Here is a 25,342-nt window from a genome sequence, read left to right as displayed (position 1 = left end):
GTGTCTCTATCGCGAGGCGATGGGAGTGGTCTGCATTTTATTGCGTTCAAACGAGCCGCGAAGCCAATTTTATGCATTTTAATGCATTTTCAGGCCATGCAATTGACAGGTATCTGCACTATATTGCGTTAACTCAGCTCATTTGAATGTTGAGAATGCATTAAATTGCGGGTGCACTGATGCTCAACCTGACGTTGCAAATATACCTACAAGGAAAATGGCACGACGCAATGCTGCTGACCTTCGATACCCCGCAGCAGGGCTTCGATAGCCGGTGCAGTTTTGGGTATGAACAAGGCTATCTGGTGGATCACCTTGAGGACCTCACCACGCCTTTTGCGACGGCTGTGAGTGCCAGGCTTCCCCTGCAGTGGGAGGGTTGTCGAACCCAGGGTGCCCCGGCTTTTCTGCATGACATTGCACCGGCAGGTGCCGCCAAGCGGTTTCTCATGGCGCATGTTGGCCGGGACAAACCAGACGATATCAGCGCAGACCTGTTCCTGCTGATGCGCAGCACACCGGCCCCAATCGGTCATATGCGCATCAAGGAATCGCTGGGCACGCTGGACAGCCGCCGGCCCATGGGGTTTGCGCGCCAGGACGTGATCCAGCGTGACAATCGCTTCCTCGAATATGCCTACGAGCAGGGCGCAGCCATCGGTGGTGCCACGGGCGCGGGAGGCGAGGCACCGAAGTTGCTGCTGACCGAAAACCAGGATGGCCTACTGTTCCCCGATGCGGTGCTGGATGATGAGCAGGTTCGCCAACACTGGTTCGTGAAGTTCGCCCGGAACAGGGGCACGCAACTTGACCAAGACATCCTGCGCAGCGAATACCACTACTACAAGGCCCTGCAGGCCTTGGGCATCGACACCGTCGCAGCGCAGGGCCTGGCCCTGGAAGAGGCCAGCAAACCGAGCCTGTGGATGCAGCGTTTTGACCGGCATGTCAGCCCGCAGGGCGTCGAGCGTCATGCGGTGGAGTCGATCTACTCCGTGGCGGGTGTGACGGTTCCCGGCAGCGTCATGAGCCATCGTGACGTTATCCAGCAACTGGTCGAATTGTGGAAAGAGGCCGGCCAATCCGATGACGTCCCGGCATTGGTGGCGGAGTACCTCAAGCGTGATTTGCTGAATAAAATCCTGGGCAACTCGGACAACCACGGGCGCAACACCTCGATCATTCGACAAGCCAACGGGTTGCGCCTGGCCCCCATCTACGACTTGGCCCCCATGGTGATGGATGACGAAGGGATCACGCGTACCACCAAATGGCCGAGGGCGCTGGAGCGGGCGGGCGACGTGGATTGGCGCGGTGTGTGTGACTCGTTGGGTGAGCTCGTCGACAGCCAGGCGCTGTTCGAAAGCCTGCGTGAGGCGGCGCAGCAGCTATCGGCGTTGCCCGACATCCTGAGTGCCAGTGGCCTGCCAGCCATCACACTGAACCATCCCGCCATTGCCTTGAAAAACCTGCCACAGCGCCTGAAAGAATGGGGATTGAAATGAGCCTGACCATTGAAGAGCGCACCCAGCTGATCGACAGCATCCAGGCCGCGCTGGCCGACGGTACGCTGCCAATCGGCGAGGCCGTGCGTCGCTTGCGCACCGAGGTCACTGGCCTGCACCAAAGCCAGTTCGCCAAAATGTGCAAAATCTCGGTACGCACCCTGGTGCATATCGAGCATGGCGAGGGCAATCAGACCCTCAAGTCGCTGAACGCCGTATTCAGGCCGTTCGGCATGCAAATGGGGGTGGTCAAGCTGCGCCGCCAGTGGCGCTGAGCCTCAGCTTCGGCGTACATACCCCTTGCCGTAATGGCGCTCCATCCGTGCCTGGATCAGCTCCAGTCCCAATGACATCACCCAATAGATGATCGCCGCCGTGGTGAGCATCTCGATGTAGCGGTAGCTCGAGCGGCCATAGGATTGCGCCAGGAACATCACTTCCCACACGCCCATCACCGAGATCAGCGACGAGTCCTTGAGCATCGAGATGAACTGGTTGGTGGCCGGCGGGATGATGGTGCGCATGGCCTGAGGCAGGGTGACGTGCCAGAAGATCGCACTGTCACGCATGCCCAAGGCGAGGGCGGCTTCCCGTTGACCGTGGGCGACCCCGAGGATGCCGGCGCGGAAGATCTCGCTCAAGTAGGCGCCGTAGTTCAGCGACAGCGCGATGATCCCGGCAACGATGGCGCCCGGCACCAGGCCCAATTGCGGCAGGCCGAGGTAGATCAGCAGGATCTGGATCAGCAGCGGCGTGCCGCGAAAGAACGAGGCGTAGAAGCTCGCGATGCCAAACGCCACCGCGCTGTTCGACAAGCGCCCCAGCGCGGTGACAAAGCCCAGTACCGACGACGCCACGATCGAGCACAGGCACAGGAACACCGTCAGTGCGGCGCCTTGCAGGAAACCATTGGGCGCCAGGTGCACGCCCACCAGGTTGGGCAGCTTGTCGAGGATGATCGAGAACTTCAGGTCAAAGCTCAGGAAAAAGCTGGCGAACAGGCAAAACAGCGCGGCCCAGGTCAAGTACAGGCGGGTGCGAAAACCAAACAGCCGCTGTACGCGTGACGTGCTGACGTTGGGAGGTGTAGGGAACGCAGTCATTGGCTGATATCGGCGCCGATCCATTTTTGCGACAGCTTGCTCAGGGTGCCGTCCTGTTTCAGCTGGGCGAAGACTTCACGCACCTTGCTGTCCCACTGCGGGTCGCCTTTTTCGATGGCCACCGAGTTGGGTTCCGAGTACAGCGGCTCGCCCGCCAGTTTGAAGCGCTTGTCCTGGGTCAGTCGCGGCTGGGCGGTGACCAGGTTGGTGAGGATCGCATCCAGGCGCTTGCCGGCGCCCAGGCCGAGGTCCTGGAAGGCCACGTTGTCGGTGTCATACGGTGCGATTTGGACGTTGTCGAACGGGTACTGCAACTGGGTGTCTTCGGCGCCTTCGATCACCAGGTTCTTGTTCAGGTAGCTTTCGTAGCTCGACGCGCTGGTGAGGCCGACTTTCTTGCCGCTCAAGTCCTTGGCGCTGTGGATACGATCGTCCGTGGCGTTGACGACGATCACTGCCGGCGACGCGTAGTACTCCACCGGGAAGTCGAACACTTCGGCGCGGGCCTTGCTCGGGGTCATCGAGCAGATGCAGATGTCGTAGCGCCCGCTCCAGCGGCCGGCGGCGATCACGTCCCAGGACGGGGTTTCCAGGCGCAGCTTCACGCCGAGCTTTTCCGCGACGGCCTTGGCGACGTCCACGTCGAAGCCGTCGAGCTGGTTTTGCTCATTCAGGAACGAGAACGGCGGGTAGCTTTCCATCAAGACGCCCACCAGTTCTTTCTTTTGTTCGACACGGTCCAGCGTGGTGCCGCCGAAGGCTTGGGTGGAGGCAGCCAGAATCGTCAGGCCCAGGGCCAGCAGCGGTTTGAGTTTCATCAAGAACACCGTTAGAAAAAAGAGTTGTTATGTACCGAATTGAACGTATTAAATAGTTATAAGAACGACTCTCATAGTGAGTTATTTTCATAAGCTTATGAGTAAAAAGCATATGGCCACAGCAACAGTAATTCTCGATGGCGGCATGGGCCGTGAACTGCAGCGCCGTGGCGCACCGTTCCGGCAGCCGGAGTGGTCAGCCTTGGCGTTGAGCGAGGCCCCGGAGGCAGTGGAAGCGGTGCATGCGGCTTATATCCAGAGCGGCGCCAACGTCATCACCAGCAACAGCTACGCGGTGGTGCCGTTTCATATTGGCGAGGAGCGGTTTGCGCGAGAGGGCCAGGCCCTGGCAGCACTGGCCGGGACCCTGGCACGACGGGCGGTGGAAGCGTCAGGGCAGGCCGTGCGTGTGGCGGGCTCGCTGCCGCCGCTGTTTGGTTCCTACCGACCCGACCTGTTCGAGCCGCAGCGCGTGTCTGAATTGCTGACGCCGCTGGTGCAGGGCCTGGCACCCTTTGTCGACCTGTGGCTGGCGGAAACCCAGAGCTCGATCGCTGAAGCGCAAGCGATCCAAGCGGGGTTGCCTGAGGACGGCAAGCCGTTCTGGCTGTCGTTCACGCTCAAGGATGAAGACACCGATGATGTCCCGCGCCTGCGCTCCGGCGAACCGGTGGTGGACGCGGCCGAGGCGGCTGCCAAGCTGGGTGTCGAGGTGTTGCTGTTCAATTGCAGCCAGCCTGAAGTGATCGGCGATGCGATCGACGCGGCACGCCAGACCTTCGAGCGCCTTGGCGTGCAGATCCAGGTCGGTGCCTACGCCAACGCTTTCCCGCCGCAACCCAAGGAAGCCACGGCCAACGATGGCCTGGACCCCTTGCGCGACGACCTCGACCCACCGGGTTACCTGCAATGGGCCGCCGATTGGCAGGCGCGCGGTGCCAGCCATTTGGGCGGGTGCTGCGGGATTGGGCCGGAGCATATTGCGGTGTTGGCCCAGAAACTGCCGTAGTAGAACCCATACCCATCCAAATGTGGGAGCAGGCTTGCCCGCTCCCACACGGGTTATGTGTTGTCTGCGGGTCGGCACTCGGTCAGGGTTTTCAGCTGGCCCGAAGCTGTCTGATTGCCTTCCGACAGCCATTGCTCAAACCCCACCCCAATCGCCGGCCATTCGCCGTCGATGATCGAGTACCACGCCGTATCCCGGTTCTGCCCCTTCACCACCATGTGCTGGCGGAAAACACCTTCAAAGCTGAACCCCAACCGCTCGGCTGCGTATTTGGAGCGGGCGTTGCCGTTGTTGCACTTCCATTCCAGGCGGCGATAACCCTGGTCAAACGCAAACCTGGCCAGCAGGTACACCGCCTCGGTGCTTTTCGGTGAACGCTGCATCGGCGCGCCGAAGGTGACGTGGCCGATCTCGATGCGCCCCTGGGCCGGCACGATGGACATCAGGCTGAGGAGGCCTTGCGCCTGGCCGCTTGCGCGGTCGATCACGCTGAAAAAGTACGGATCGCTGTGGGCCGCATGATTGTTCAGCCAGGCATCAAACGTGCTGCGCTCGGGAAACGGACCATAGGGCAAATAGTCCCATAGCTTCGGATCGGCGTTGTGGCCCTGGAAGGCCTGGAACAGATCGTCACCATGGCGGGCCGGGTCGAGTTTTTCCAGGCGGATAAAACGCCCTTCCAGCGATTGCACGGTGGGTGCCGGGACGCCTTTCCAGTCGGCGAGGGAAGTGGACATGCTGCGCTCCTTAAAGGCCTTTGCGAAATTGGATGAAACCGGGGCGTTCGGCGATGCGTTCGTACAGCTGGATCGCGGTGGCGTTGGTCTCGTGGGTCAGCCAGTGCACTTTGCAGCATCCGTCGGCCTTGGCGGTGGCGTAGACGAACTCGATCAGTTGACGGCCCACGCCAGTGCCGCGTTGGTCGGGGTCCACCAGCAAGTCTTGCAGGTAGCAGGAGTTTTCGATGCTCCAGTTCGAGCGATGGTAGATGAAGTTGACCATGCCCACCGCCTTGCCGTCCTGCCAGGCCAATGCCGAATGGGTCGGCTCGCCAGCGTCGATCAGGCGTTGCCAGGTGCTCTGGCTGACGGCGTCCGGCAGCTCGGTGTTGTAGAACTTCAGGTACGCCTGCCACAGCGGGAGCCAGGCGGCGTGGTCGGCGGCGGTGACCTGGCGAATCTCGATTGAACTCATTCTGCGACTCCTTGGGGAATAAAGCGGGCGAGGGTCTGGTCGCGCACGTCCGCGCTGGCGGCCAGGCCGTCACGCACACCGGCGACATCGGCGGGGCTGCGGTTCTGGCTGAGTTTGCGCTTGCCGATCAAACGCTCGATGGGCAGCGCAAAGCCGACGATGGCCTTGAGCATGCCGTCAATGTAGTCGGTGGGGGCATCGCTGACCTTCCAGGGCTGGGCGCGGCCGTGTTCATGGCGGTCTGTCAGTGCAGTGACCACCCCAAGCAAACGCTGCGCATCGTTGAACACCTCGGCTTTGCCATAGGCATGCACCGCGATGTAGTTCCAGGTCGGCACGACTTTGCCGTGCTCGGCTTTCGTCGGGTAGAACGCCGGGCTGACATACGCCTCGGCGCCGGCAAAAATCACCAAGGCTTCGCCGCCGTCTTGCAGGTCGCGCCACTGCGGATTGGCTTTGGCCAAATGCCCATAGAGCGTGCCGTTCGGGCCCTCGTCGGGGTTGAGCAGCAACGGCAGGTGGCTGGCCAGCAGGCCTTGCTCGCCAACGGTCACCAACTGTGCCAGGCGGGTGTGCTGGATCAGGTGATGAAGTTCGGGCACGTCATCGAGGGCAAAAGCTCGGGGTGTGTACATGCAAATTTTCCTTGGCGAATACCTGCATCCTAGGCAGGCTAATGGTTCGTTGTAAGGGCCATCTATGGCCAATTTCATAGGTCCAATATGCCGTCGATCACGCCGCCGCTGTCGTTCAACCCCGCAGGTATCGAGTTGGACCGCCGCCAGGGCCTCACTCGCCAGCTCTACGAAGCCCTGCGTCAGCGCGTCTTGGACGGGCGGCTCGCCGGCGGCACACGCTTGCCCGCAAGCCGCGACCTGGCGGGTGCGTTGTCGATTTCGCGCAACAGCGTGGTGAGGGCCTACGATCAGTTGTACGCCGAGGGGTTTATCGAGGGCCGGGTCGGTGACGGCACTTATGTAGCATCACTCCCGACGCCGAAAAAACTATCCACAAATGTATCCACAGGGTTACCAACAGGCTTATCCCCAACCTTATCCACAAACTGGCTGGATTTACCGGTCAATTCCTCCGGCGAAGTTATCCACAGCGCTGCGTTGGAGCGCGTGGAAAACAACTATTTGCCTCAACCTCCGGCAGGACCACCCAAGGCGTTTCGCGTGGGTGTCCCGGCATTCGATCTATTCCCCTTCGAGGTGTGGGCCAAGCTGAACGGGGCTTTCTGGCGTAAACCGGACCTCGAGCAACTCTGCTATGGCGACCCGGCGGGCGATGCGCGCCTGCGGAGTTTGATCGCGGCCTACCTGCGCAGCTCTCGAGGCCTGCAATGCAGCGCTGAACAAATTGTGATCACCAGTGGGGCGCAGCAGGCGATCAGCCTTTGTGCACAGCTGCTGGTGGAGCCCGGAGACGGGGTGGCCGTGGAAAACCCGGGCTATCGCGCAGCCGGGCATGCGTTTGCGCTGGCGGGCGGGAAATTGCACGGCGTGCCGGTGGACAGCGAAGGCATCGATTGCCAGGTGCTCGCTGCGTTGAATGACTGCCGTGTGGCGTACGTCACCCCGTCGCATCAATACCCGTTGGGTGTGGTGATGAGCCTGGCGCGGCGTCTGGAGCTGCTGGCCTGGGCTGAGCGCAGCGGAGGCTGGATCATCGAAGACGACTACGACGGTGAATACCGCTACAGCGGCGCACCGTTGTCGCCCTTGGCGGCTCTGGACCGGGGCGGGCGCGTGCTCTACGTCGGCACGTTCGGCAAAGTCGCGTTTCCCGCCTTGCGCCTCGGCTACCTGGTGTTGCCGCCGGGCCTGGTGGATGCCTTTTCTCGCCGGCGCGCCGTGGACGTGCGTCACTCAGAGATCAGCACCCAGGCGGTGATGGCCGAATTCATGGCAGCCGGGCATTTCCAGCGGCATATCCGGCGCATGCGGCGGGCAGCGTTGAGTCGGCGCAATGCCTTGCTTGCCGATTGGCCGCATGGCCTGCAAGGCGTGGCCGAACTGCCCAATGTCGCGGCAGGCCTGCACCTCACCGTGCGGGTGCACAGCCTGGCCCGGGAGCAGCAATTGCTCGAACAGGCCCGTACCGTGGGCGTGGAGGTCAATGGGTTGAGCAGCTACTGGCTGACGAACTCCAGCACGCCGGTGGATCAGCGCGCCGGCCTGGTGCTGGGTTTCGCCGCCGTGCCCGAGGCCGATATCGCCGTGGCACTCAAGCGCTTACGCGTCGCCTGGCGGGGCTCCACTGTCGAAAAACAATGATTTGGCCAGTGTTGAGCTGATTTCGCTGCGATAGATCGCTATCTGCTCTCGGTCATTGGTACTTTTACGTTCAAACGCCCCGCCCAATTTCTGCTGGTCGCGGGTCTTCAGGTGCGCGGCGCTGAACTCTTCAACCGCGGCCAAGAGTGAAGGGTAGTGAAAATGCGCGTACCACAGCACCGCTTTGTTCTCGGTGTCGCGAATTTCGTATTCATCCAGGTAGTCCTTGCCGGGACCTTTGAGTCGCCGGCGGGCGCCGACTTTCTTTATCGTCACGTGTCCCTCATTGCGTAGCCACTCCAGCCGTGCGGCGGTGGGCGGTTGTTGCTTGGTCATGCTGATACGCGTGCTATTGCCGAGCTCGGTGAGTCGCGTGGCGGCGTCCGTGAGTTTTTTGTTGAGGGCCGCAGCCCTCGGACGATCGACTGCGGTGAGATTGCGCTGGGTCAGTGCGGCGTCGACGTTGTTCGCGGCGTGCTCCAGCCGCGCTGCCTGCTGTTGGAGCATCTCCTGGATTTCCGTCGGGATGCGCCCGGCCTTGCGTGAGTGGGCAAGCACGCGACGGGTCAAGGCTGGCTCTTCATCCAACAGGGCCTGGCCGGCGTTTACGCTGATATCCAGGTCGATTTTCTTGACGGTGGGCGCGGGTAGGCTCGGCTTGACGCGCTCGACCCAGACCCCGGGTGTTTTTTCGTGGAACGTGGCAATGATCTTGCCCGTCATGGGTGCCTTGACGTCTACCAGGCTGCTGTCGGAGGTTCGGGTTTCTCCCACCACCATCCCTTGAGAGCGCGTCTTGATGACTTTGCGCTGGAGCGTCGATGGGGGGGCGGAAGGACCTGGCTTGGGCTCCAGAGCCTTTCGTTCGCGTAGCAACTGCACCAGGTTTTGCGTGGCGCGCTGATTGAATTCTTCGATATGCCGGCGCAGCTTTTCCAGCGGCTCGCGCAGCAGGTGTTCGGGGTAATCTGCATGCAAGTCCAGAAGACGCTGATCGCCAAGGGTGAGTTGTTCGACCTGGCTGTTCAACAGTTCGATGCGCTCCTCCAGAGGGCTCTCGTCGACCTTGTCCATCACCTCGATAAAACTCTGCACACTGAGGTCTACGGCGTCGAGGATAACGTTCAGCCTCGTGCGAGCATCGTTTTGCGCCTCGCCTTCGCTGGTGGCGCTGCACAGGTACCGAGCAATGGTGATTTGCAGCGCCTTGAGGTCGGTCACCCGAATGTGCGGCAAGGCCTTCATGGTGCTCTGGATGACGAGCGCGCCCGCTTCGCCCAGCCCGTCGAGCTCGCGAAAGCGTGACTCGACGTATTCCATGCGCTTGATCATCTCCACGTTCATGGTCGACATTCTCTGCGCATAGTCGGCCTGGGCCTGGGGTTCGACAGGTACCTCGGATTCCAGTGCGTCCACTGTGGTCAACAGCAAGTCGCGGAAAGGGCCGATACGTTCTTCGACGGCCGTCCGGGTCAGCAGCAATTGTTTGCTCAAGTATCCGATCATCACGCTTTGATAGTTGGGAACGTTGGCGATGATGCTCAAGGCCCGGAGCTGGCGAATGGGCACGTCATAGGCTTCAAGACGCTCATCCACTTGGGTGATGAAGGCTTCGCGGCGCAAGACGGTGGAAGGGCCCGGCTGCGAGCCAATTTCTGCCGATGCCGAAGACAGTTGTGCCTGAGCGTCGCTCTCGGCGGCGTCAAAGGCGTTGAGTTCGTCACGCAGGGTCTGGATCCGTGAAGGCTTGAGCGCATTGGCCAAACGACGACGGTTGCGAAATCCGCCGCCTCTAAGGCGCAGGCGTGTGTCGATGAACCACTGTCCTGCCAGGTTGTTTATCAGCAGTGGGCCGGTCCGGGACGCAGTATCGGGGTCGACGATCATCACACTGTCGTTGAGATCCAGCGTGACTTCGAACCAACGCTTGGCGACCGGGGCGTACCATTTTTTGCCCAGCGGATAGAGGTGCAGGTGCACGCCGGTTTCTTTGCTCTGCTCGCCCAGCTTCGCCGGCTTGGTCACGGCGAAGCTGTCCAGCACGGTGCCCAGGCCGGCCGGTGACCGGTTCAAGGCGCCGCTGACGTGCAACGGGCCCTGATGCAGGGGCGGCAACTGGGTGTCGGTGATGTCCGGCAATTTTCTTACCGTGATGGGGCTGGGCTCGGCTGCGGGCTTTTTCGGCAATTGCTCCAGCACATCAAGGGCGTCTTCGCTCATAGGCATGAGGGCTTCGACCCGCACTTCTTCGGGCGGATGGCGCAGTGCGACGTGCAGGGCCAGGGCCATTCCCAGGTTGAGGAACATATCTACGAGGGCCGTCCAGGGGGCCAGGGCCTGGGGTTGGTCTACAACGTTTTCGGCTTCCTGCAAGTCGTCCATGATTTGCCAGATCCAGGCGGCGATGCCGACGGTACGCCCCAGGAACGGCAACACCGCGTTGAATATCTGCCAACCGGTGCGGCGCAATGTGTCCCAGCGCTTTTGCGCATTCGACACCGACTGCCGCGTAGCGAGTTCGATCAGGGCATCGGCATTGGCCTTGAACAGCGCATCCAGGACCTCACCGACCAGGGGTTCATCGCTCAGCTCGACCGGACCGCTCATGTACAGCACGGTAGCGGGTTCGATCAGCACCCGTACCGCGGTCCATGGCGAGGGCAAGGTATCCGGGAAAACGTATTGGCCATAGTTGAAGCGCACGTCTTCGGGCAACCAGGCCAACACCGCCTCGCGCAGTGCGGGGTCCTGCTTGATGGCGTACAGCAGGTTTTGTCGTGAAGGAAACTGCAGCAGCATCGGCCGCATCATCGGGCAGTACAACACGCAGGGGCCGGCGGTGTGATCCAGGGGGCCGATCACGAACATATTGGTGACCACGTCCCGGCTATGGCCTGGGCGCAGGGTGGGCATGAATGCCAGGGGCCGGATCACTGCGGGTTGGCCGTCCACGTGACGCTCATGCGCTTCGATCTGCATCGCGGCCGCCACGTAGAGAAAGCCGCGTTCATCCAGCCCATGGCGTTGCTGCATCTTCAATTGCAGCGCCAGCAAGGGCAATTGCACGCGCAGGTGCGAGGTGTACAGCGTGCGGCGGCGTACAGACTCCAGCGGGTCATCCAGCAGTGTTTGCTTGATCAGGACGGGGTAGTGCGCGCCGATATCCAGGCGTTCGATCACGCTTTTGAGGTAGTCATACGTCAGCCACTCAGGCGCGTCGTCACCGTTGGCGGTCACGCTTGCAACGCCGCTTGGCAACCCGGTGAGGTTTTCCAGGGCCAGGTCGATGAGGTTGCGGCGGGTAATGTCCACGGCGCCCGGAACCACAAAGGTGCCCCAGATAACCGGGGTCTGGATGACCACTTCGACTTTGTCCAGGTTCAGGTTCGCCCCTTTGGGGTGAGCCTTGATCTGGCTGGCCAGTTGCGTGCGTGCGTAGTCGCGGATGGCGGGGATACCTTCGTCAAAGGTGCGACCGTGGTAATGCGTGTGCAGTTGGGCGAGGTCGATCATGCACCGGCTGTAGGCTGCGATTTCAAGGTCCGAGGCGGCCGTCAGCCAAGGCGGCAGGTGCAGATGGACTTCGCGGATGGTCGACAGGCGATGAGCGCTCAGGTCTTCAATGCTGGGCAGGATCCTGGCAGCGTTCGAGCGCCGCAATGTCAGCGCTCGCGGGTTTTCGGTGACTTCATCACCCAAGGCGCCGATGGCCTCGATCTGCAGGCCGACTAGTGTGCAGGCCAGGCTGTCGAAATAGTTGTTGGCGCGCTCGTAAAGCCGCCAATGCATCTCGGTGTCCGGGCTCAGGTGATTGAGCTTGCCGGGCAGTGCCGCGCCCAGTTGCTCCATGGAATCGAAGCGTTCATAACCGCCAATCAACGAGTAGGCCAAGATGATTTGCCGGGCCTTGTGGGTGCCGACCAACACGGCAATGTCCATCAGCCCCATATGTTCTTGGCGATCCGCAAGCACGATGTCGACATCAATCAGGTAAGCATGACTCTTGTAGGGGTCCTTGGCTGCACGCTCGGACAGCACCGGGTTGTGGTAAAGCGTGCGAGCCAGCGCGCAGTCATCTTGGTCCCAGCCGTCAACCGTGGTGACGTCCCAGGCCTTGCGCAGTGCGCTGGCGAATGCTTTCCAGCGCAGGCCAGTGCTGTTGTAGGAGGCGTTCCAGTAGTCCAGTTGTTGTTCCTGGAATGCGGTGTACAGCAGGGATGACAGTTCGTTGATCAACCGCGCTATGACATCGATTTTGACCGGCAAATGCAGCGCAGGGTTGGCGTTCGGCTGGAGCGTGAGGTAGTGCTCGCCCTCCACGAAGATCAAGAGCCCGGGTGCCAGGGCCTGTCGCGCCAGGATACTGGTGAGGGATTCGACCCGCGGTTCATCGGGTTCAATGGCGTCCTTGCTCACTTGCCAGTGCGGGGTGACGACCATCGCCAGGTCCGGGTTGAGGTTAAGCGTCGGGAACTGTTCAAGCAGTGCTGCGCGCAACATGACCGCGGCAACCTCTCGGCTGGACGGTCCGGTGGTCAACTGCGTCAGCAACCCGTAGGCGGTGGAAGAGTGATTGTTGAGGAGGGTTGGATCGGTGGCATCGCTGGGCACTTTCAGTTCCTTTGCATGGGTCAGCCCGGTCGAACTGCGACAGGCTGGTAAACCGCAAAGTAGTCAGGCAAAGCGCGTTGCAGACGGTAAATAGATAGGTGACCCGCTCCTGGCGAAGGAGCGGGTAACAGGCTTAGCCCAGTTCACCGCACAGATTGGTTTCTACCAGGCGACGCACCTCGGCATTGCCCAGCCCTGCACCGAGCAGGGCATTGAGCTTGCCGAACGCCGCTTCACGGGTCATGCCGCCGCCCGACAATACGCCCACGCCACGCAGGCGGCTGCCGGCTTCATAGACATCCAGCTCCACGCCGCCTTCATGGCATTGGGTGATTGCCACCACGACCACGCCTTGGGCCTGAGCACGCTCAAGGCTGGCGAGGAACGCGGGGTTGTCGCTGGGGCCGGTGCCGCTGCCGAAGCATTCGAGGATCAGCGCCTGTAGGCCGCTGTCGATCATGGCGTCCAACAGCGCAGCGTCGATACCCGGTACCAGCGGCAGCACGCCGACGTTGGCCTGGGCTTTGGGCTGGCGATAGTCCAACGCTGCGGGGATGGACTCGGCACGGGCCACGCCACCCTGGCGATTCAAGGCGGCGAACGGGTTGCGGCCGAAGCTGCGAATCTTCGCGCAGGCGGTGGGCGCCATCAATGCGCCGTGGAAGTGCAGGTGCACACCCGCTGGCAGGCCAGCGCCCAAGGCTTGCAGCGCGCCGCTGACGTTTTCCCAGGCATCGCTGTCCGGCACGCCGGCCGGCAACATCGAGCCGGTGAACACCACGGGCGCCGGCAGGCCCAGCAATTGGAAGCTCATCGCGGCCGCGCTGTAGGCCAGGGTGTCGGTGCCGTGCAGGATCAGCACGCCGTCACAACCGCCATCCACTGCTTCAATTACAGCGGCACGCAGACGCTGCCAGTAGGCCGGGTTCATGTTGGCGCTGTCGATCAGCGGGGCCATTTCCTGGAAGCGCCACGTGGGCAATGCGCTACCGTCGAGCTGTTCGCGCATGCGCGCTTCGAAGCCGGACGCCGGGGCCAGCCCGTTGGCGCTGGCCTGCATGCCAATGGTGCCACCGGTGTAGAGCACCATGACGTTGTTAGCTGCTTGAGAGCGAGAGAGGGGCATCGAAAATTCTCCTGAACGAAAAACGCCGCACGGCCCCGAGCATGCCCAAGGTCGTGCGGCGTGTCATCTGTCGACGCTTAGCGCTGGGCTTGAGCGTGCAGTTCAGCCGATGGAGCGGCCTCGGATTTTACCGGGTTGGCCGGCCAGGCGCTGCGGTCCAGGTCCAGGTCGGGGAACTGGCTGGAATCGAACACCGGGGTCTTGATGCCGGCGGCGCGCTGGTTGTCGTAGTCGTTCAGGATGCGCATGGCAATCTTGAACAGGAACGCCAGGGCGAACAGGTTGACGAAGGCCAGCATCGTCATGGTGATGTCGGCAAAGGCGAACACGGTGCCGAGGTTCTCGATGGAACCCCAGAAGATCAGCACCAGCACCAGGGCACGGTAGCCCATCAGCACCTTGCGGTTGTTGCCCACCAGGAAGCGCAGGTTGCTCTCGCCGAGGTAGTAGTTGTACATGATCGAGGTGAACACGAACAACGCCAGGGCCACGGAGATGAACATGCGGCCCCAATCACCGACTACAGCGGCCAGCGAGTTCTGGGTCAGGGCAATGCCGTCGCCTTCGAAGCCTGGGGTGTAGAAGCCGGAGAGCAGGATCAGCAGCGCGGTGCAGGTGCAGATCACGAAGGTGTCGAGGAACACGCTGAACGCCTGGACCACGCCCTGGGCGATCGGGTGCTCTACGGAAGCCACGGCTGCTACGTTGGGCGCACTGCCCAGGCCGGCTTCGTTGGCGAACACGCCGCGTTTCACACCCATGATGATCGCGCTGCCCACCAGGCCACCGAAGGCCTGGTCGAGGCCGAAAGCGCTCTTGACGATGGTCGCGAGCATGGCCGGTACGTGGTCGAATTGCAGCACGATCACGTACAGGGTCACGGCGATGTAGACCAGGGTCTTGACCGGTACCAGCAGGTCGGCGATCGAGGCGATGCGCTTGATCCCGCCGATGAACACCAGGCCCAGCAGCACCGCCAGCGCGAGGCCGGTGTAGGTGGTGTCGAGGCCGAAGGCGTTGTTCAGCGAGTGGGTCACGGCGTGGGCTTGCAGGCCGTTGAAGGCGAAGCCGAAGGTCACCAGCAGCAGGAACGCCATGAGCATGCCCAGCCAGCGCTTCTGCAAGCCGTGCTGGATGTAATAGGCCGGGCCGCCACGGTAGGTGCCTTCCACGTCGGTGCGCTTGTACAACTGGCCGAGGGAGCACTCGATGAAGCTCGACGACATGCCCACCAGTGCGGTGACCCACATCCAGAACACGGCACCCGGGCCACCCAAGGTCACGGCGATGCCGACGCCTGCGATGTTACCGGCACCCACGCGGCCGGCCAGGCTGAGCATCAGCGCCTGGAACGAGCTGAGTTGGCCGGAGCTGCTCTTGAGGCTGTCTTTGAACACCGAGAACATGTGGAAAAAATGGCGCAACTGTACGAAACGCGAGCGAATCGTGAAATAACCGCCGAGCCCGACAATGAGCACGATCAGTACTTTCCCTGAGAGGAAGTCGTTGATGACTTCGAGCATGGAGTGTTCCTCGCTGATTTTTCTAATGGCAAACGCAGGACGGTCCGATCACGCCGCATGGCACCAGGCAGTGCGCGGCAGTTCGACCCCAATCCTTTTGCGGGTTGTTATTCATGCGGTTTCGCGCTGTATCCGGGCCTCGTTACCGACGGCCGCAGACGCGAAGAGGGGCGGCACTATACCTAGGCGAACGTGATCCGTCTGCCCGGGGTGATTAAAGGTTTGTAGGAGCGAGCTTGCTCGCGAAGGTCGTGAACGATAATGCGTACCTCCTGGATGGACGTGGTGTCTTGCCGTTTTTCGCGAGCAAGCTCGCGCCTACAAGCAAAAAAAAGGGCCTGAAGATCGAGCCTTCAGGCCCTCAAAAGGTGAGAGGTGTCTAGTCCCTCAACCTGGTGAGCGGTGCAACAAACGCTTAGGCCTTCAGCGGGACCAAACGTGGGGCAATCATGTTTTCGGGGCGCAGGATGTCGTCGAGCATGGCGTCGTCGAGCAAGCCTTCTTCACGCACCAGTTCCAGCACGCCACGGCCGCTTTCGAGGGCGATACGGGCGATGCGGGTGGCGTTTTCATAGCCGATGTAGGGGTTCAGCGCGGTGACCAGGCCGATGGAATGCTCCACCAGTTCGCGGCAGCGCGCTTCGTTGGCGGTGATGCCGACGATGCAGTGTTCGCGGAGCATGTCCATGGCGCGTTGCAGCAGGCGGATCGAGTCGAAGATCTTGAAGGCGATCAATGGCTCCATCACGTTCAACTGCAGTTGGCCGCCTTCGGCTGCCATGGTCAGCGCCAAGTCATTGCCGATCACTTGGAAGGCGACCTGGTTGACGGCTTCCGGGATCACCGGGTTGACCTTGCCGGGCATGATCGAGCTGCCTGGCTGGCGCGCTGGCAGATTGATCTCGTTGATGCCGGTGCGTGGGCCGCTGGACAGCAGGCGCAGGTCGTTGCAGATTTTCGACAGCTTCACGGCGGTACGCTTGAGCATGCCGGAGAACAGCACGAAGGCGCCCATGTCGGAAGTGGCTTCGATCAGGTCGGCAGCCGGTACGACCGGTTGGCCGCTGATCACCGCCAGGCGTTCTACGGCCAGGGCCTGGTAGCGTGGGTCGGCGTTGATGCCGGTGCCGATGGCGGTGCCGCCCAGGTTCACTTCGGTCAACAGCTCCGGCGCCAGGGTTTTCAGGCGGGCCAGGTCTTCACCGAGGGTGGTGGCGAAGGCGCGGAATTCCTGGCCGAGGGTCATCGGCACGGCGTCTTGCAATTGGGTGCGGCCCATTTTCAGCACATGGCTGAACTCGATGCCCTTGGCGGCGAAGGCCTGGATCAGGCTGTCGAGGCTGGCCAGCAGCGCGTCATGGCCCAGCAGCAGACCCAGGCGGATCGCAGTCGGGTAGGCGTCGTTGGTCGACTGCGCCATGTTCACGTCGTTGTTGGGGTGCAGGTACTGGTATTCGCCCTTCTGGTGACCCATGGCCTCCAGCGCGATGTTGGCGATGACTTCGTTGGCATTCATGTTGGTTGAAGTGCCGGCGCCGCCTTGAATCATGTCCACCACGAATTCTTCGTGGAAATCGCCGCGGATCAGACGGGCACAGGCTTCGCTGATGGCAGCGTGCTTGGCTTCACTGAGCTGACCCAGCTCGCGGTTGGCGTCGGCCGCCGCTTGCTTGACCATTGCCAGACCGACCACCAATTTCGGGTAATGCGAAATCGGAACGCCCGAGAGGCGGAAGTTGTTCACCGCTCGCAGGGTCTGGATGCCGTAGTACGCTTGAGCCGGTACTTCAAGTACGCCAAGCAGGTCTTTTTCGGTACGGAAAGATGCAGCGGAGGACATGACGGAGATCATCTCGATTAGGACCCGGAATTGGCCGGAACGCTGCGAATGCTAGGCTTGTGTGTGTTTTTGGGCCAATGCTGTTCAGCACTGGCCTATGCATAAACGGCATAATGCAGGTGTGACCCGGCTATCATGGCGGGCGTGTGTACCAAAATGGTGCGGACTCGTGGGAGGAAGTGATGAACCTTGAGAGCAAATGGCTGGAAGACTTCAGCGCCCTGGCGGCCACCCGCAGCTTTTCCCAGGCGGCGGAGCGGCGCTTTGTGACCCAGCCGGCGTTCAGCCGACGGATCCGCAGCCTGGAAGCGGCGTTGGGCCTGACGCTGGTCAACCGTTCGCGCACCCCAGTGGAATTGACGGCAGCGGGGCAGTTGTTCCTGGTGACTGCACGCACGGTGGTCGAACAGCTCGGTGAAGTGCTGCGCCATTTGCACCACCTTGAAGGCGGGCAGGGTGAAGTCATGCAAGTGGCAGCGGCTCACTCCCTGGCTCTGGGGTTCTTCCCGCGCTGGATCGCACAACTGCGCAATGAGGGGTTGAACATTGCCACACGGCTGGTCGCCACTAACGTCGGTGATGCGGTGCATGCGTTGCGTGAGGGCGGTTGCGATCTGATGCTGGCGTTCTACGACCCGGACGCCGCGATGCAGATGGACGCCGAGATCTTCCCGTCGCTGCATCTGGGCAATACCGAAATGCTCCCGGTGTGCGCCGCCGATGCCGACGGCAAGCCGCTGTTCGACCTGGAAGGCGAGGGCAGCGTGCCACTCCTGGCCTACAGCGCCGGCGCATTCCTTGGTCGTTCGGTGCACCTGCTGCTGCGCCAGCGCGCGTTGCGCTTCACCACTGTCTACGAAACCGCCATGGCAGACAGCCTCAAAAGCATGGCGCTGGAAGGCCTGGGGATCGCCTGGGTGCCGCAACTGAGCGTGCGCGCGGAATTGGCGCGTGGTGAATTGGTGGTGTGCGGCGGTCCGCAGTGGCACGTGCCGTTGGAGATTCGGCTGTATCGCTGCGCGTTGGTGCGCAAGGCGAACGTGCGCTTGTTGTGGCGCAAGCTGGAGGGTGGGGCGGCGCAGAATACTTGAACCTGACACCAGGAAAAGGTGGGAGGGGGCTTGCCCCCTCCTACAGGGTTTTGTGGTGATTTGGCTGACTCTCAAGTCAATAAAACCGCCACTTTGCGCCGCTAGACAGATGGTCATCCAAGGGGCTGTTTATCTTGATTATTACGGTATACTGCGCGGCCTTCGGCCGGTCCAACCGGCCTTAATTCGTACAACAAGCCACGCCGGATTTCCCGCGTGGCTTGTTGTTTTTTGACGCGCCTGCGGGCGCCCAGAGAGAAGAGGCACGACGATGAGTGCATTGGTTGGCGTGATCATGGGCTCCAAGTCCGATTGGTCCACCCTTAGCCACACCGCCGATATGCTGGAAAAACTCGGCATTCCGTATGAAGTGAAGGTGGTCTCTGCCCACCGCACCCCGGATTTGCTGTTCCAGTATGCCGATGAAGCAGAATCCCGTGGCATCGAGGTGATCATCGCCGGTGCCGGCGGTGCAGCGCACCTGCCAGGCATGTGTGCAGCCAAGACCCACCTGCCGGTGCTTGGCGTGCCGGTGCAGTCGGCGATGCTCTCGGGCGTGGATTCGCTGTTGTCCATCGTGCAGATGCCGGCCGGCATCCCGGTGGCGACCCTGGCAATCGGCAAGGCCGGCGCGATCAACGCCGCTCTGCTGTCCGCCAGTATCCTGGGCGCCAAGCACCCGCAGTTCCACGCGGTGCTGAAAAAATTCCGTGCCGAGCAGACAGACAGCGTGCTGGACAATCCAGACCCACGCATCGCCTGAGGTTGTTGACGATGAAGATCGGTGTAATCGGTGGCGGCCAGCTGGGTCGCATGCTGGCCTTGGCGGGAACCCCGCTGGGGATGAACTTCGCTTTCCTGGACCCGGCGCCGGACGCTTGCGCCGCCGCCCTGGGTGAACACCTGCGCGCTGACTACAGCGACCCGGACCACCTGCGCCAACTGGCAGATGAAGTCGACCTGGTGACCTTCGAATTCGAAAGCGTCCCGGCCGAGACCGTGGCCTTCCTGTCGCAATTCGTGCCGGTGTACCCGAGTGCCGAAGCCCTGCGCATCGCTCGCGACCGCTGGTTCGAGAAAAGCATGTTCAAGGACCTGGGCATTCCGACCCCGGCCTTCGCCGACATCCAGTCCCAGGCGGACCTGGATGCCGCCGTCGCGAGCATCGGCCTGCCAGCCGTGCTGAAAACCCGCACCCTGGGTTACGACGGCAAGGGCCAGAAAGTCCTGCGCACTGCCGACGATGTGGTCGGCACTTTCGCCGAGCTGGGCAGCGTCGCCTGCCTGCTGGAAGGCTTTGTGCCGTTCACCGGCGAAGTCTCGCTGATCGCCGTGCGTGCCCGTGATGGTGAAACCCGCTTCTACCCGTTGGTGCACAACACCCACGACAGCGGCATCCTCAAGCTGTCCGTGGCCAGCACCGACCACCCGTTGCAGGCCCTGGCGGAAGACTATTCCAGCCGTGTGCTCAAGCAGCTGGATTACGTCGGCGTGATGGCGTTCGAGTTCTTTGAAGTTGACGGCGGCCTCAAGGCCAACGAAATCGCCCCGCGCGTGCACAACTCCGGGCACTGGACCACCGAAGGTGCCGAGTGCAGCCAGTTCGAAAACCACCTGCGGGCGGTGGCGGGCTTGCCGCTGGGTTCTACGGCCAAGGTCGGTGAGAGCGCCATGCTCAACTTCATCGGTGTGGTGCCAGCAGTGGAAAAAGTCATCGCCATCGACGACTGCCACCTGCATCACTACGGCAAGGCCTTCAAGGCCGGGCGCAAGGTCGGCCATGCCAACCTGCGTTGCAAGGACCGCGCGACGCTGCAAACGCAAATCGCCAAGGTCCAAGCGCTGATCGCCGAGCAATAACCCTGGGATCGGCGGGAACCATTGGTCGCCGCCGTCTCTCTGATTGCAGGATGACAAAGCCTGTCTAGGCTTTGTCATGACTCACATTCAATCAGAGGAAAATGCCATGGGTATCATCGGAACCATCTTCATCGGCCTGATCGTCGGTCTGCTCGCGCGTTTCCTCAAGCCAGGCGACGACAGCATGGGCTGGATCATGACCATCCTGCTGGGTATCGCCGGCTCCCTCGCCGCGACCTACGGTGGCCAGGCGCTGGGCATCTACCAGGCGGGTCAAGGCGCAGGCTTCCTCGGTGCCCTGGTAGGCGCCATCGTGCTGCTGGTGATCTACGGCCTGATCAAAAAGAAGTAATCAGCCGACAAAGTCCTCTGCGCTGCGCAGGCGCAGGGGGCTAGAATGCTCGGCACTTGTACTTGCCGAGCTTCTTCATGCGCCGTCTTCTGTTGACTTTCCTTTTTCTGGGCGCTGGCCTGGCGCACGCCGGTGAACTGCCGGAGACCGACTGGCTCGACCTGATGCCGCTGTCGGATCAAAAAGCCCTCGAAGCCATGCCCGAGATCGACCACAACTCCCCCGAAGCCCAAGGCACGTTCACCGACAAAGGTGGCTTGAAGCAGAGCAAAGGCTTGCCAGCGGTGATGTACTCGACCAAGACCGTGGCGGCCATGAACGGCAAGGCCATCCGCATTGGCGGCTATCCAGTGCCACTCGAAACCGACGCCAAGGGCCGCAGCACCTTGTTCTTCCTGGTGCCGTACCCAGGCGCCTGCATCCACGTGCCGCCACCGCCGCCTAACCAGTTGGTGCTGGTGCGGTATCCCAAGGGGCTGAAGTTGGACGATATCTACACGCCGCTGTGGGTCACGGGCACGTTGAAGGTGGAGAAGGTCAATAATGACCTGGCCGATGCGGCCTATGCGTTGGATGCGGGCAAAGTGCGGGTCGTAAAGGAATCAGATCTCTAAAGCCCAGTACAAAACCAGTGTGGGAGGGGGCTTGCCCCCTCACACAGTTAGACCGGGTTTACAGGGCGATATTGGTGATGCTCACGCCGAGGGTATGGCTTTGGCCCGGTGTCAGGCTCACTACGTCGTCGAGCACATTCGCCGTCTCGATGCACAGCATGCCCGTCCAGCCATCATCCGCCATGTCATCGAACGCCTTGGCGCGTTCGGTCCATGGGTTCCAGATCACAGTCGACTTCGACCCTTCGGCAATGAGCTGAATACGGCGCTGCCAGTCTTTGTCGACGATGTTCAGGTGCGACGGCGTGTCGAGGTAGATGCGATCGGTCTCGGCGGTGAAGTGCAGCAGGCCCGATTGTGTCTTCTCGGTCCAGCCATCGGCCGTATCGATATACGCCCCACCGTCCAGCCCGTCGACCTGCACATTACGCACGTCGCTCACGGCGAAGTAGGTGTGCAGCGCCTGGCTGAGTGTCACCGTGTCGGTGCCACGGTTGTGGCTGGTCAGGCGGATGTGCAACTGGTCATCCAGCAGCAGGCTCAGGGTCAGGTCGACTTGATGAGGCCAGCCGGGGAACCCGCCGGTAGGAACAGGCAGCACCAGATCAACGCGCAATGTGTTGCCTTCAAGCTCGGTTGAGGCCAATTCCCACAGCGCGGTACGCACAAACCCGTGGGCCCCGGCAGGTTGCTCGCTTTGGCGCATGGCCTTGACGCTCTGCGGGTTGCGGTCAAACACGCCAAACCACGGCCAGCAAACCGGCACGCCGGTGCGGATACCTTTACCCTGCTTGAACACTGCCGCAGGGTTCGGCCAGATCAGCGGGTGTTCGCCCTCGCGGCCGTAACTGACGATATGCGCGCCCTGCCGGGCCACCACCAGCTCGGCGCCGTCGTGGCGAATGCGCCAGCAGTCCAGCTCGTCCAGTTTCACGGTTTCAACGTGGGGCGTAGGCATAACGACACTCTCTCATGGCAGGCAATGGGGCAATTGACCGTCAAAACCCGGCGAGGTTTAACGTGCGCGCGATGGAACCGAGCGCGTACGGCCGCTGCCGTCGATGGCGACGAACACGAATACCGCCTCGGTGACCTTGCGCCATTCGCTGGACAACGGGTCGTCGCTCCACACTTCGACCATCATCTGGATCGAGCTACGGCCGATTTCCAGGGCCTGGGTATAGAAGGACAACTGTGCGCCCACGGCCACAGGCACCAGGAACGCCATGCGATCGATGGCTACCGTGGCAACACGCCCGCCTGCGACCTTGCTGGCCATGGCGGTGCCGGCCAAGTCCATCTGCGCGACCAGCCAGCCGCCGAAAATATCGCCAAAGCCGTTGGTTTCACGCGGAAGCGCGGTGATTTGCAGGGCGAGATCGCCTTGCGGGATAGGGTCTTCTTGTTCGAGTTCGATCATGCCGGAGATGCCTCTCAAGACTGCGGGTTCTTGCGCGTGCGTGGGCCGAGTATATCGACACCCTCGCGCCGCGACGACCGTCTGTGGCTGATTTGGTCGGCAATTGGCCGCTGTATCGCGGCTTTTTGCCGCAACTGTGCTTGTGATGTGCTTTTGCAAGCGATTTGCTATCTTGCCCAACCCGTCCTGGCGCAGCCAGCACCCTTGATCTGCCGTTCTGACTAATAAGAGAAGCCTTGCCATGTCATCCGTGCCCGCAAGCAGTGCGCAACCGTCGCGCCCGCTGACCCGCAACGACTATAAAACCCTGTCGCTGTCTGCCTTGGGCGGGGCGCTGGAATTTTATGATTTCATCATTTTCGTGTTTTTCGCCACCGTGGTCGGAAAACTCTTCTTCCCCGTCGACATGCCGGAATGGCTGCGCATGATGCAAACCTTCGGCATCTTTGCCGCCGGTTACCTCGCTCGCCCGCTGGGCGGCATCATCATGGCGCACTTCGGCGACCTGCTGGGCCGCAAGAAGATGTTCACCCTGAGCATCTTCATGATGGCCGTGCCGACGCTGATAATGGGCCTGCTGCCGACCTACGCGCAGATCGGCCTGTGGGCGCCGGTGTTGTTGCTGCTGATGCGCATTATCCAGGGCGCGGCGATTGGCGGCGAAGTACCGGGCGCCTGGGTGTTCGTCTCTGAACACGTGCCACCGCGCCACGTCGGCTACGCCTGCGGCACCCTGACCAGCGGCCTTACCGCCGGCATCCTGCTGGGTTCGCTGGTGGCGACGGCCATCAACACGCTATACACACCGGTTGAAGTTTCGGACTACGCCTGGCGTATCCCGTTCCTGCTGGGCGGGGTGTTCGGCCTGCTGTCGGTGTACCTGCGTCGCTGGCTGCATGAAACGCCGATCTTCGCCGAGATGCAGCAACGCAAGACCCTGGCCGCCGAGCTGCCGCTGCGCGCCGTATTGCGCGACCACCGTGGCGCCATCGTGCTGTCGATGCTGCTGACCTGGTTGCTGTCGGCCGGCATCGTCGTGGTCATCCTGATGACCCCGACCGTGCTGCAGACCGTCTACCACTTCAGCGCGACCATCGCTCTGCAGGCCAACAGCCTGGCCATCGTTACCCTGAGTCTGGGTTGCATCGCGTCCGGCGCATTGGCCGACCGCTTTGGCGCTGGCCGCGTGCTGGTGGCCGGTTGCGCGCTGCTGCTGGCGACCTCCTGGACGCTCTACCACAGCCTGATCACCCACCCGGACTGGCTATTCCCGCTGTACGCCCTGACCGGTTTGTTTGTAGGCACCATTGGCGTAGTGCCGTATGTAATGGTGAAGGCTTTCCCACCGGTGGTGCGTTTCAGCGGATTGTCGTTCTCCTACAACGTCGCCTACGCCATCTTCGGCGGCCTGACGCCGCTGGCGGTGTCGCTGCTGCTCAAGGAAAGCCCGATGGGCCCTGCTTACTACGTCGCCGTGCTGTGTGTGATGGGGATGGTGGTGGGTGGGTACCTGTGGAAGCGTTCCCGCTAAGTTTCAACGAGGACCACTCCCGTGCCCTGCGCGGGAGTGATGGCAACGCCTCGCATTCCCCCGCCTTTCGCCGATAGTGGCCTTTCATCTAACTGTCACATTGCAGACATAGAGTGTTCACACGGCCTCCCGATACTTGGCCCCGATCCAATTATCCCTATCTGCTAGGAGCAAGGCATGAAACTGAAGCGTTTGATGGCGGCCATGACTTTTGTCGCCGCTGGCGTTGCGACTGCTAACGCAGTGGCCGCTGTTGACCCGGCTATCCCGAGCTACACCAAGACCACCGGTGTCTCGGGCAACTTGTCCAGCGTTGGTTCCGACACCCTGGCCAACCTGATGACCCTGTGGGCCGAGGCCTATAAAAAGGAATACCCGAACGTCAACATCCAGATCCAGGCTGCCGGCTCTGCCACTGCACCTCCTGCGCTGACCGAAGGCACCTCCAACCTGGGCCCGATGAGCCGCAAGATGAAGGACACCGAACTGGCGGCCTTCGAGCAGAAGTACGGCTACAAGCCAACCGCTATTCCGGTTGCCGTGGATGCCCTGGCCGTGTTTGTGCACAAGGACAACCCGATCCAGCACCTGACCATGGAGCAAGTCGACGCGGTGTTCTCCTCGACTCGCCTGTGCGGTGGCAAAGCTGACGTGAAAACCTGGGGCGACCTGGGCGTGACCGGCGACCTGGCCAACAAGCCGGTGCAACTGTTCGGTCGTAACTCGGTGTCTGGCACCTACGGCTACTTCAAGGAAGAAGCCCTGTGCAAAGGCGACTACAAGCCCAACGTGAACGAACAGCCTGGCTCGGCTTCGGTCGTGCAGTCGATCAGCTCCTCGCTGAACGGCATCGGTTACTCGGGCATCGGCTACAAGACCGCCAGCGTGAAGACCGTGGCCCTGGCCAAGAAAGGCAGCACTGACTTCATCGAAGACAGCGAAGAAAACGCCCTGAACGGCAAATACCCGCTGTCGCGTTTCCTCTACGTGTACGTCAACAAAGCCCCGAACAAGCCTCTGGCGCCGCTGGAAGCCGAGTTCGTGAAGCTGGTGCTGTCCAAGCAGGGCCAGGAAGTTGTCGTCAAAGACGGTTACATCCCGCTGCCAGCCAAGGTGTCCGCCAAGGCCCTGGCTGACCTGGGTCTGAAAGAAGGCAACTAAGCTGCCTGCGCGGGGCCGGTAAATCGGCCTCGCCTCTCAAGTTTTTCGCTCCGCTGCCAGCTCTGCTTCGCGGCGGCTTTGTTGCGTCACTGCACTGTCATCTTTCTGTCATACAGGATCGCTAGGGTGTGCGCATGAATGATCTGGCCAATTCCACCATGACGACGACTTCCCCCCCCAAGCGCATTGATTTCAATACGCCTGAGCTGCAACGCAAGCGCCGCATACGCGCGCTCAAGGACCGCCTGACCCGCTGGTACGTCCTCGTTGGCGGCCTCGCTGTCCTCGGCGCGATCACCCTGATC

Annotated in this window: 22 protein-coding genes; 11 read left to right on the top strand and 11 right to left on the bottom strand. The window is 61.8% G+C overall.

The genetic code is table 11. From position 1 onward, the window contains the following. The first annotated feature begins 179 nt into the window (after positions 1 to 179). Complete coding sequence (locus tag CQ041_RS04665; RefSeq protein WP_105521310.1) at positions 180 to 1,505, top strand: type II toxin-antitoxin system HipA family toxin; 1,326 nt, start codon at positions 180 to 182, stop codon at positions 1,503 to 1,505. Continuing rightward, positions 1,502 to 1,780: a helix-turn-helix transcriptional regulator gene (locus CQ041_RS04660; protein WP_105521309.1), complete on the top strand. Its 279-nt coding sequence runs from the start codon at positions 1,502 to 1,504 to the stop codon at positions 1,778 to 1,780. Before CQ041_RS04665 ends, CQ041_RS04660 begins: the two co-directional genes overlap by 4 nt. A 3-nt stretch (positions 1,781 to 1,783) precedes the next feature. Here CQ041_RS04660 and CQ041_RS04655 read toward each other — a convergent pair whose 3' ends face one another. Together CQ041_RS04655 and CQ041_RS04650 are read right to left on the bottom strand one after the other, a co-directional pair. Beyond that, a complete protein-coding gene (locus CQ041_RS04655) occupies positions 1,784 to 2,608 on the bottom strand; it encodes an amino acid ABC transporter permease (RefSeq protein WP_105521308.1) in 825 nt (274 codons plus the stop codon). Beyond that, positions 2,605 to 3,426, bottom strand: coding sequence for an ABC transporter substrate-binding protein (locus CQ041_RS04650; RefSeq protein WP_105521307.1), 822 nt, complete (start codon positions 3,424 to 3,426; stop codon positions 2,605 to 2,607). The genes CQ041_RS04655 and CQ041_RS04650 overlap by 4 nt, the downstream gene beginning before the upstream one ends. Positions 3,427 to 3,538: 112 nt before the next feature. Between CQ041_RS04650 and CQ041_RS04645 the strand changes: the two genes are divergently transcribed. After that, positions 3,539 to 4,435, top strand: coding sequence for a homocysteine S-methyltransferase family protein (locus CQ041_RS04645; RefSeq protein ID WP_163001957.1), 897 nt, complete (start codon positions 3,539 to 3,541; stop codon positions 4,433 to 4,435). Between the two features lie 53 nt (positions 4,436 to 4,488). On the opposite strand, the gene CQ041_RS04640 is transcribed toward CQ041_RS04645, so the two are convergent. Genes CQ041_RS04640 through CQ041_RS04630 form a run of 3 tightly spaced genes read right to left on the bottom strand, consistent with a single transcriptional unit; the run spans position 4,489 to position 6,264 of the window. Beyond that, positions 4,489 to 5,172 (bottom strand): GNAT family N-acetyltransferase, encoded by a 684-nt coding sequence (locus CQ041_RS04640; RefSeq protein WP_105521305.1) that lies wholly within the window; start codon positions 5,170 to 5,172, stop codon positions 4,489 to 4,491. Between the two features lie 10 nt (positions 5,173 to 5,182). Next, the gene (locus CQ041_RS04635; RefSeq protein WP_105521304.1) at positions 5,183 to 5,629 is read right to left on the bottom strand and encodes a GNAT family N-acetyltransferase; all 447 of its coding nucleotides are present in this window, start codon (positions 5,627 to 5,629) and stop codon (positions 5,183 to 5,185) included. After that, complete coding sequence (locus tag CQ041_RS04630; RefSeq protein WP_105521303.1) at positions 5,626 to 6,264, bottom strand: FMN-binding negative transcriptional regulator; 639 nt, start codon at positions 6,262 to 6,264, stop codon at positions 5,626 to 5,628. Before CQ041_RS04630 ends, CQ041_RS04635 begins: the two co-directional genes overlap by 4 nt. A gap of 87 nt (positions 6,265 to 6,351) precedes the next feature. Here CQ041_RS04630 and CQ041_RS04625 point away from each other — a divergent pair, with 87 nt between their 5' ends. Next, complete coding sequence (locus tag CQ041_RS04625; protein ID WP_105521302.1) at positions 6,352 to 7,908, top strand: PLP-dependent aminotransferase family protein; 1,557 nt, start codon at positions 6,352 to 6,354, stop codon at positions 7,906 to 7,908. On the opposite strand, the gene CQ041_RS04620 is transcribed toward CQ041_RS04625, so the two are convergent. The 4 genes from CQ041_RS04620 to aspA form a co-directional block, all read right to left on the bottom strand. Next, positions 7,867 to 12,519, bottom strand: coding sequence for a dermonecrotic toxin domain-containing protein (locus CQ041_RS04620; protein WP_105521301.1), 4,653 nt, complete (start codon positions 12,517 to 12,519; stop codon positions 7,867 to 7,869). The genes CQ041_RS04625 and CQ041_RS04620 overlap by 42 nt on opposite strands. Positions 12,520 to 12,652: 133 nt before the next feature. Continuing rightward, positions 12,653 to 13,609 (bottom strand): asparaginase, encoded by a 957-nt coding sequence (locus tag CQ041_RS04615; RefSeq protein ID WP_105521300.1) that lies wholly within the window; start codon positions 13,607 to 13,609, stop codon positions 12,653 to 12,655. Positions 13,610 to 13,722: 113 nt separating this feature from the next. Then, a complete protein-coding gene (locus tag CQ041_RS04610) occupies positions 13,723 to 15,168 on the bottom strand; it encodes a sodium:alanine symporter family protein (protein WP_105521299.1) in 1,446 nt (481 codons plus the stop codon). A gap of 415 nt (positions 15,169 to 15,583) precedes the next feature. After that, positions 15,584 to 17,008 (bottom strand): aspartate ammonia-lyase, encoded by a 1,425-nt coding sequence (gene aspA, locus CQ041_RS04605; RefSeq protein WP_105521298.1) that lies wholly within the window; start codon positions 17,006 to 17,008, stop codon positions 15,584 to 15,586. Positions 17,009 to 17,190: 182 nt separating this feature from the next. Here aspA and CQ041_RS04600 point away from each other — a divergent pair, with 182 nt between their 5' ends. From CQ041_RS04600 to CQ041_RS04580, 5 genes are all read left to right on the top strand, one after another. Further along, a complete protein-coding gene (locus tag CQ041_RS04600) occupies positions 17,191 to 18,099 on the top strand; it encodes a LysR substrate-binding domain-containing protein (RefSeq protein ID WP_010566930.1) in 909 nt (302 codons plus the stop codon). A gap of 271 nt (positions 18,100 to 18,370) precedes the next feature. Next, positions 18,371 to 18,862, top strand: a complete 492-nt coding sequence (purE, locus tag CQ041_RS04595) for a 5-(carboxyamino)imidazole ribonucleotide mutase (RefSeq protein ID WP_003176980.1) — start codon at positions 18,371 to 18,373, stop codon at positions 18,860 to 18,862. Positions 18,863 to 18,873: 11 nt separating this feature from the next. Then, entirely contained in the window at positions 18,874 to 19,959 is a 1,086-nt protein-coding gene (locus CQ041_RS04590) for a 5-(carboxyamino)imidazole ribonucleotide synthase (RefSeq protein ID WP_105521297.1), read from the top strand. A 106-nt stretch (positions 19,960 to 20,065) separates the two neighbouring features. Beyond that, positions 20,066 to 20,311 carry a GlsB/YeaQ/YmgE family stress response membrane protein gene (locus CQ041_RS04585; RefSeq protein WP_105521296.1) on the top strand — a complete coding sequence of 82 codons (246 nt, stop codon included), beginning with the start codon at positions 20,066 to 20,068 and terminating at the stop codon, positions 20,309 to 20,311. A 77-nt stretch (positions 20,312 to 20,388) separates the two neighbouring features. Further along, positions 20,389 to 20,925 carry a DUF3299 domain-containing protein gene (locus CQ041_RS04580; RefSeq protein WP_105521472.1) on the top strand — a complete coding sequence of 179 codons (537 nt, stop codon included), beginning with the start codon at positions 20,389 to 20,391 and terminating at the stop codon, positions 20,923 to 20,925. A 58-nt stretch (positions 20,926 to 20,983) separates the two neighbouring features. Here CQ041_RS04580 and CQ041_RS04575 read toward each other — a convergent pair whose 3' ends face one another. Both CQ041_RS04575 and CQ041_RS04570 read right to left on the bottom strand, forming a co-directional pair. Beyond that, a complete protein-coding gene (locus tag CQ041_RS04575; protein WP_105521295.1) occupies positions 20,984 to 21,883 on the bottom strand; it encodes a D-hexose-6-phosphate mutarotase in 900 nt (299 codons plus the stop codon). 57 nt (positions 21,884 to 21,940) lie between these two features. Then, the gene (locus CQ041_RS04570; protein WP_003176975.1) at positions 21,941 to 22,345 is read right to left on the bottom strand and encodes an acyl-CoA thioesterase; all 405 of its coding nucleotides are present in this window, start codon (positions 22,343 to 22,345) and stop codon (positions 21,941 to 21,943) included. A gap of 241 nt (positions 22,346 to 22,586) precedes the next feature. On the opposite strand from CQ041_RS04570, the gene CQ041_RS04565 reads away from it, so the two are divergent. Together CQ041_RS04565 and CQ041_RS04560 are read left to right on the top strand one after the other, a co-directional pair. Continuing rightward, the gene (locus CQ041_RS04565; RefSeq protein WP_105521294.1) at positions 22,587 to 23,876 is read left to right on the top strand and encodes an MFS transporter; all 1,290 of its coding nucleotides are present in this window, start codon (positions 22,587 to 22,589) and stop codon (positions 23,874 to 23,876) included. A gap of 177 nt (positions 23,877 to 24,053) precedes the next feature. Next, positions 24,054 to 25,037: a phosphate ABC transporter substrate-binding protein PstS gene (locus tag CQ041_RS04560; protein ID WP_105521293.1), complete on the top strand. Its 984-nt coding sequence runs from the start codon at positions 24,054 to 24,056 to the stop codon at positions 25,035 to 25,037. Positions 25,038 to 25,342 lie beyond the last annotated feature (305 nt).

This window comes from Pseudomonas sp. MYb60 (assembly GCF_002979555.1).
Taxonomy (GTDB): Bacteria; Pseudomonadota; Gammaproteobacteria; order Pseudomonadales; family Pseudomonadaceae; genus Aquipseudomonas.
The sequence above is the reverse complement of the archived record's forward strand: the minus strand, read 5'-3'. Positions and strand labels throughout refer to the sequence as shown.